The organism is Actinomycetes bacterium (assembly GCA_035489715.1).
Taxonomy (GTDB): Bacteria; Actinomycetota; Actinomycetes; order JACCUZ01; family JACCUZ01; genus DATHAP01.
In genome coordinates, this window is sequence record DATHAP010000134.1 from 1 (window position 1) to 5,168 (window position 5,168).

The window sequence follows — 5,168 nt, forward strand, 5'->3', positions numbered from 1 at the left end:
GTGCGGGTGCCGGAGACGTACGCCGAGGACACCGTCAGCGCGTCGTCGAGGACGACGACGTCGGCACGGTCGCCGGGCCGCAAACGACCCAGGTCAGTGCGGCCGATCAGCTGCGCCGGCCGGAACGAGGCGGCTGCGAGGGCGTGTTCGACGGTCGCCCCGACGTCCACCGCCCGACGGACGCACGACATCAGCGGGCTCGCACTGCCGGCCAGCCCGCCACCCGCATGTCGTACCTCGTCGCCGACCTTGGTCACCTTGACGTCGCCCAGCCGGTAGGTGCCGTCAAGGGCACCTGCCGCCGCCAGGGCATCGCTCACCAGGACCAAGCGTCGCCCAGCAGCGGCCACCACGACGGCGGCCGTCTCGGCCGACAGGTGGCGCCGGTCCAGGATCGCCTGCACCGCGACGTCCGCACGAGCCAGCGCCGTCCCTGCAAGGCCGGGCGCACGAGAGGCCAGCCCGCTCATCGCGTTGAAGACGTGCGTGACGGTTCTGGCGCCGGCGTCGAAGCCGGCGTTGGCGACTTCTGCAGTGGCGTCGCTGTGCCCCAAGGCGACGAGGACGCCTCTCGCGGACAGCCAGCCGATCACCTCGATGGCACCTGGCAGCTCCGGCGCGATCGTCACACCCACGACGTGGCCGGTGGCGAGCAGCGGCTCGAGGAGCTCTCGCGACGGCAGGCGCAGGTGCTGTTCCGGGTGGGTGCCTCGTCGGGCCGGCGAGAGGAAGGGCCCCTCGAGATGGGCGCCCAGGCACCGGGAACCGGTCCTCGCGGGCGCCCCAGCGGCGGCGTCCGCGACGCGACCGGCCGTCGTCCTCAGGGCTGCGGCCGTGGCGTCGGACGGGGCTGTGATCAAGTTGGCGACGTACGCCGTGACGCCGTCCCGCGCCAGCGCCCGCTCCGCGATGCGCCACTTCTGCAGGTCGGACGTGAGGAAGTCGACACCTGCGTAGCCATTGACCTGAAGGTCCACGAGACCCGGCGCGGCCAGTCCACCCCCCGCGGCCGGCGGCAGGCCGACCGCGGCGACGACCTGTCCCTCCAGCCGTACGTCGCCCGCGACGAAACTGCCGTCCACCAGGGCGGCCGCCACGCCGAGCCGACGTGACGTCATGATCCCGCCGGAGGTCGAGAGGCCACTGGAGGTCGAGGGGCCCTTGGAGGTCGGGAAGCCACCGAGCCAACTGGCCCGGCACCGGCCAGCACCTCGTCGAGCGCCTCGCAGTTCGCCCGGGCCGCGCCGTACGTCCGGACCTGTGTCCGACCCGGCAGTCGCTCGCAGCCCGGCCAGCCCATCTCGACCGTCACGAGGTGCGGGAACCAGTGGTCCAGCCTTCGCAAGGCCTCGAGCACCCACGGGTGCCGATGGGCGTCGCGGACGAGGGCGACGATCGGCCCGCCGTCCTGGCCGGACACCGACATCGCCTCGCGCATCACCTCCTCCACGTCGGTCGTCTCGGTGACGTCGACAGGGTGGTGCCCACCCTGGACAGAACCGTCCAGCGGCAATCCCCACGGCACCTGCCCGACCGCGAGGTTCAGCCCGGTCCGGAAGCGGATCACCGGCACCCCGCGCAGGTCGGGCAACGCACCATCGACCGCCACGGCAGCCCGCGCCACCTCATGGCCGGCAGCCAGCTCGGCGGCGACAGCGTTGGCAACGTCGACCGGGCCTGCCGCCCCGGCCGCGGCGAGAACGTCAACCGGCTCTGCCGCCCCCGCCGCCTCCCGCAACCGGTCGATGCGCCGCCTCGCCGAGCGGACGCGACGCTCCGCCGACGCCAGTCGCTCCTCGGCGAGCTCCCCCGTCCGGACCGACGCGACGATCGCGGCCACGACCGCCTCGACGTCCGACTCGACGCCGTCCGCGCCGAGGCACAACAGGTCGCATCCCGCCGCGAGTGCGGCGACCGCAGCGGCCGGCAGGCCTCGACCGGCACTCACTCCGGCCATGTCCAGCGCGTCGGTCACCACCACGCCGTCGAACCCGAGCTCACTTCGAAGCACGTCCACGACCGGGGCGCTCAGCGTCGCCGGCAGCCCCGCGTCCAGCGCGGGCAGCACGACGTGAGACGTCATGACAGCGACCGATCCCGCCGCCACCGCCGCGGCGAACGGCACCAGCTCCCGCTCCCGCAGCACCTCGAGTGAGGCGTCCACCACCGGGAGGCCGAGATGGCTGTCGACCGCCGTGTCCCCGTGCCCTGGGAAGTGCTTTGCGCACGCCCCCACCCCCGCCGACTTCAACCCCGCGACGAACGCCCCCGCCTGCCGCGCCACCAGTTCTGCCGACGCCCCGAACGACCGCACCCCGATCACCGGGTTCTCCGAGTTGCTGTTCACGTCGACGACCGGCGCCAGGTCGAGGTCGATCCCTGCTGCCACCAGCTCCGCACCCACACCGGCGGCCACCAGCTCGGTCCGGCGTACGTCGTCGACGACGCCGAGAGCCGCGTTGCCCGGCCACGGGGAGCCCGTCGCCACGTGCAGCCGGGTCACGTCACCGGCCTCCTCGTCGGTCGCGACCAGGACCCCGGACGCGGCTTCCCGCAGGGCGTCCGTCAGGGGCCGGACTTGCGAGGACGACTGCACGTTCGACGGGAACAACGCCACCGAACCAAGGCCCACCTCCAGCCTCGCGAGCAGCCACGGCGGCACGACCGGTCCGGCGAAGGACGCCATCAGCACCCCGTGCGCCATCCGTTCCAGCTCGCTCACGGTCGACCGTCACGGTCATCGTCGCTGACACCACCAGCAGCCGTAACGGCAGCCCGCAGCTCGCCGAACAGCCGGGCCAGGTCGGCCGGCTGGTGGTGCGCATTGAGCCCGCTCGGGTTCGGCAGCACCCATACTCCGGCCGGTCCGAGCCGACGGTCCTGCCGGCCGAGCACCGCACGAGGCTCACCGAACGCCGCGCGGTACGCCGTCACACCGAGCACGGCGACGTACTCCGGACTCCACTGCTCCCCCATCTCCTCGAGCCGCTGACCACCCGCCCGCAGCTCGTCCCGGCTCAGCTCCGCTGCGGTGGCGGTGGCCCGTGCGACGACGTTGGTCACGCCGAGCCCGAGCGTCGGCAGCTCCCGCTCCTCGTCCGGCCTGAGCTGTCGCGGGGTGAAGCCGGACGCGTGCAGCGCCGGCCAGAACCTGTTGCCCGGCCTGGCGAAGTGGTGTCCCGCCCACGCCGTGTACAACCCCGGGTTGATGCCGCAGAACAGCACCCGAAGGTCCCGTGCCACGACGTCCGGCACGGTTCTCTCGGCAGCGGCGAGCAGCTCCGCACGCGTCGGCGACACGGTCAGCTCAGCCGCAGCTCGCGACCAGGCACCGTCACGACGTCGCCGACGACGAGCTGCCGGCCCCGGCGCGACTCGGCCTGGCCGTTGACAGCCACCGCACCGTCGTCGAGCAGGGACCGGGCCTGACCGCCGGTGTCCACGGCGCCGACCAGCTTCAACAGCTGGCCGAGCCGGATCCCGGTCGGCCCGACCTCGATCTCCTCCACGCAGCCGACGTTACGGCAGCCCGCGCGGGGCCTCGACCGGCCCCCGAGACCGGTCGATGCAACGGCGCCAACCCTGCCGCCCCGTCCGGCCAGCCACCATCGACCGTCCGGACGACTCCGGGCACCGGTCCGTCCCTTACGGGCGGGGATGTGCGCCTGTGGACAGCGCGCTCGTGCGAGGTAGGACCGCTGCCAGGGTCGTCGCATGCACCTCGAGGTGACGTCGCACGCGCTCGTCGGGACCGGCGATGCCCTACGTCGCGCAGCCGGTCGGCTCGACGCCCTCGGGCTGCCCGTTCGCGCCCCGGACTGCGGCGACCCCGCGGCCGAGGACGCCGTGCGCGCGCTGCTCGCCGTGTCCGCGGAGTCGCTGGCCGGCCTGGCCCGCGAGCTGCGGTCCGTCGCGGTGCTCGTCGACGTGGCGGCGGTGGACTACGCACGCACCGAGGCGCGGCTGAGCGCCGGAGCACCGGAGTGACGCAGTGACGGCCGGCACCGCCGTGGCAAGCCTGGACGAGTCGGTGCTCGACGTCGTGCTGCCACGTGGTGAGCCGGCGCAGGCGATGCGGCTCGCGGGCGATCTCTCGGAGGCGGCGGACCGGCTGCTCGCCGTCGCACAGGGCGCCGCCCGGCTGCTACCGGTCTCCGGCTGGTCCGGCGTCGCCGCGGCCGCCGCCGACCGCCGACTGCTCGAGGTGGCCGCTGCCGTCGGTGCGGAACGGAGCCGGCTGCAGCAGGCGGCGGACGCACTGCGGGGGTTCGCCCACGAGCTCGGCACCGCCGTCGACCGGGCGACGCAGGCGCGAGCCCTGCTGGCGACGGCGCGGCGGGTCCAGGACGAGGCCGACGCGCGGGACCGTTCGCTGAGCGTCGGCCTCGCGTCCGGCCAGTGGGGCGGCCCACGGGCCGACGGCCGGTTCACCGACCCGGACGCGGTGCTGATGCTGACTCGGGCTCGCGAGCTGGCGCGCGAGGCGCGCGAGGTAGCCGACCGGGCCGCCGCACGGCTGGTCGACGCGCTCACCGCGCTGTCGGGCCGCACGGTGCTGCGCGACGGCGGCTCGTGGCGACCGCTGCTCGACCTCATGGGCCTGGTGCCCGGCTACGGCGACGCTCTCGACGTCGGGAGCGCCGCCGTCTACGGCGCACGCGGTGACTGGTGGGACGCCGCGGTGAGCGGGGTGGCCGCGGTCCCGGGACCGCTCGGCTGGCTGGCCGGCGCCACCCGGGCCGGCAAGGCCGTCGACCAGGTCGGCGAGGTCGCCCGGGTGGTCGACGACTCGCCTCACGGTCGCGCAGTCGCGGCGTTCGCCTCGGTGCCGACTGTTGGCCGCCGCAAGTACGTCAGGTTGCTCGCCGACGACGCCGCGGTCGACCAGTTCTGGTGGGAGGTCCTCGCACCGCTCGGCTGGACAACCGTTCGCCAGGTCGACGCGGGACTGATCACGACGACACACTTGCCGGACGGAGGGCGCATCGTGCTTCGCGACTTCAGCAACTCTGGTGGCCACACCATCGAGCTGCGAACGTCCCCGCAGGCGGACGTGCGGCAGATCCACACCAGCAACGGAGGTGGCACAGATGGACCGTGAGGATTCCGTCTTCAGCCGCGACGACGTCCACGCGCTGCGCGAGGAGCTGCTCACTGCGTTGTTCGAG

Annotated in this window: 6 protein-coding genes; 2 read left to right on the forward strand and 4 right to left on the reverse strand. The window is 73.9% G+C overall.

The annotated features are described in order from the left end of the window. The 4 genes from VK640_10710 to VK640_10725 form a co-directional block, all read right to left on the reverse strand. Window positions 1–1,118 (reverse strand): amidohydrolase family protein (locus VK640_10710; protein ID HTE73654.1); only part of this gene is annotated, 1,118 nt, incomplete at its 3' end. Then, on the reverse strand, window positions 1,115–2,722 hold the full coding sequence (locus VK640_10715; GenBank protein ID HTE73655.1) for a glycoside hydrolase family 3 N-terminal domain-containing protein: 1,608 nt from the start codon (window positions 2,720–2,722) through the stop codon (window positions 1,115–1,117). The genes VK640_10715 and VK640_10710, both read right to left, overlap by 4 nt. Then, window positions 2,719–3,306 carry a G/U mismatch-specific DNA glycosylase gene (gene mug / locus VK640_10720; protein ID HTE73656.1) on the reverse strand — a complete coding sequence of 196 codons (588 nt, stop codon included), beginning with the start codon at window positions 3,304–3,306 and terminating at the stop codon, window positions 2,719–2,721. The genes VK640_10715 and mug overlap by 4 nt, the downstream gene beginning before the upstream one ends. Continuing rightward, the gene (locus tag VK640_10725) at window positions 3,303–3,509 is read right to left on the reverse strand and encodes an RNA-binding S4 domain-containing protein (protein HTE73657.1); all 207 of its coding nucleotides are present in this window, start codon (window positions 3,507–3,509) and stop codon (window positions 3,303–3,305) included. Before VK640_10725 ends, mug begins: the two co-directional genes overlap by 4 nt. A 205-nt stretch (window positions 3,510–3,714) precedes the next feature. Between VK640_10725 and VK640_10730 the strand changes: the two genes are divergently transcribed. Together VK640_10730 and VK640_10735 are read left to right on the forward strand one after the other, a co-directional pair. Next, the gene (locus VK640_10730; protein HTE73658.1) at window positions 3,715–3,987 is read left to right on the forward strand and encodes a hypothetical protein; all 273 of its coding nucleotides are present in this window, start codon (window positions 3,715–3,717) and stop codon (window positions 3,985–3,987) included. A gap of 4 nt (window positions 3,988–3,991) precedes the next feature. Beyond that, on the forward strand, window positions 3,992–5,101 hold the full coding sequence (locus VK640_10735) for a hypothetical protein (GenBank protein HTE73659.1): 1,110 nt from the start codon (window positions 3,992–3,994) through the stop codon (window positions 5,099–5,101). Window positions 5,102–5,168: the final 67 nt, after the last annotated feature.

Bases quoted from the DNA above. Each gene is read 5' to 3' on its own strand.
- VK640_10730 (HTE73658.1), top strand. From the start codon at position 3,715: ATGCACCTCGAGGTGACGTCGCACGCGCTCGTCGGGACCGGCGATGCC.